This is a genomic window from Candidatus Symbiopectobacterium sp. (assembly GCF_020054415.1).
Taxonomy (GTDB): Bacteria; Pseudomonadota; Gammaproteobacteria; order Enterobacterales; family Enterobacteriaceae; genus Symbiopectobacterium.
Window position 1 is genome coordinate 1 of record NZ_JAHWCO010000051.1, and the last position, 1,555, is coordinate 1,555.

The window sequence follows — 1,555 nt, forward strand, 5'->3', positions numbered from 1 at the left end:
CAGATGTGCACGCTCAATACGCTGTGTATACAGCTTTCTAACAATGTGTTTTACTTTTGGAAGTTCGTCGTTGTAAGCCCTGTAGCCATCCGTGTTTGCATGACTGACGACGGTAACGCTGATGGCCACTTTTGCCATAACCGTGTTTTTTCACAGGAGATGTCTGTTCACAAAACGGGCATATTACATCAACTTTAGCCTCTGTATTCCACATCCAAAACCGGACATTTCACACTGCAATCAACATATTGAATACACGACCGAAAATTTCCATTATCGCCAACGCTCCAGACAAACGACGCCGTGATCTCGACAACCTGCAAAAGGCGGTTTTCGACTCGCTCACGCATGCGGGCTTCATGCTGGACGACGAACAGATAGACGATTTCAGGGTAAAATGCGGGCAGCAAGAGCGTGGAGGCAGTCTGGATATCGTCATCACGGAATTGGAGGTGGCATGAAATTCCTTCACGACATCCTCAACCTCTTCACACCCATCACCCCAACTATCCAGCCAACGCATCATCAGTGCTGGGATGCAAGTCCTCGGAGGAAGAAATGCCAATAGCTGAACTTAAGCTCACGGATGACCAGCATCGATGGATTGAAGGGTGATTGGAATTATGGGGCGCGTGGGTTTATTAAGGGAGGCTAGAGAAGCGGCAAAGCAGCGTAATTGCGCAGTTCATGGAGAGTAGAGCCAGGCAGGGTGACGAGTAGGCCCATGTGCAACGATGATGACGGAATGTTGATTTCTCAGGTGGTAGATTCCGTCATGCGCATTGACACAAGGGCGCTCGGTATTCTTCTCAGCTACTACGCTCACGGATCATCTAAGCGAGCAATTGCGTCGTACTATCACAAAGCCGCAAGGCCACGCAAAATCGACAGGGGGAGATTGGATGAGGGGTGGCGTAAGCCGTCAGAGGAAGCGCTGAGGAAAGATATTTCACAGATACTGGAGTCTACGCTGTATATTCTCTACAATCCGCTGCGAAATGCGTTTAAAAGTCGTAAACATGTGGCGAAAATTAAACATGTTGCATGAAAGGACTTGACATCTTTTACCCATTTACCCATAATCATATCTAAGCTGCCGTTCGTGAGTCTTAAGTTTCGGCGGCACTCATTCAAGCCATTGCAGAAATGCAGGGGTTTTTTCGTTTCTAAGCTCCGGCGTTCGTCGGGGTTTTGTTGTTTTTGGAGACCTTTCAATGCCAAGCATCGATACATTCAGGTAAAATTGATTGCATGACAGGATATGAGGCTGGGGAATGAATAATCTACCCGACGATTACTTTTTGTATGCGCACGATGAGCTCGTTGCATTTCTGGAAAAGCAGGGTGAGGACTGTATACGAGAAATTCACCAGTCTAATGCACTGAATAAAGAAAATGGTCAGAACTTATTGATTATATGTACTAGCTCAGACCTGATCTGACAGTTACCGATTATTTATACAGGTGTCTGTCAGATTACATCTGGTTCAGATTCTTTTCTGCCCAGATCCGTTTTCCATCGAGTAAAGTGGCCATCGGCGTACGCCCGCAGCAC

The 1,555-nt window shown here is 46.9% G+C and carries 2 protein-coding genes and 2 pseudogenes; 2 read left to right on the forward strand and 2 right to left on the reverse strand.

Translation table 11 applies throughout. From position 1 onward, the window contains the following. Positions 1-138: IS1 family transposase (locus QZ506_RS21410; protein ID WP_367272956.1), on the reverse strand; the 138-nt coding region annotated here is incomplete at its 3' end. Then, positions 98-214: pseudogene (locus QZ506_RS01720) on the reverse strand (IS1 family transposase); the annotation flags it as partial. The pseudogene QZ506_RS01720 and the gene QZ506_RS21410, both read right to left, overlap by 41 nt. A 34-nt stretch (positions 215-248) precedes the next feature. Here QZ506_RS01720 and QZ506_RS01725 point away from each other — a divergent pair. Next, complete coding sequence (locus QZ506_RS01725) at positions 249-461, forward strand: RusA family crossover junction endodeoxyribonuclease (RefSeq protein ID WP_367272955.1); 213 nt, start codon at positions 249-251, stop codon at positions 459-461. Between the two features lie 154 nt (positions 462-615). After that, positions 616-1,048, forward strand: a pseudogene (locus tag QZ506_RS01730) (antiterminator Q family protein). The last annotated feature ends 507 nt before the right edge of the window (positions 1,049-1,555 follow it).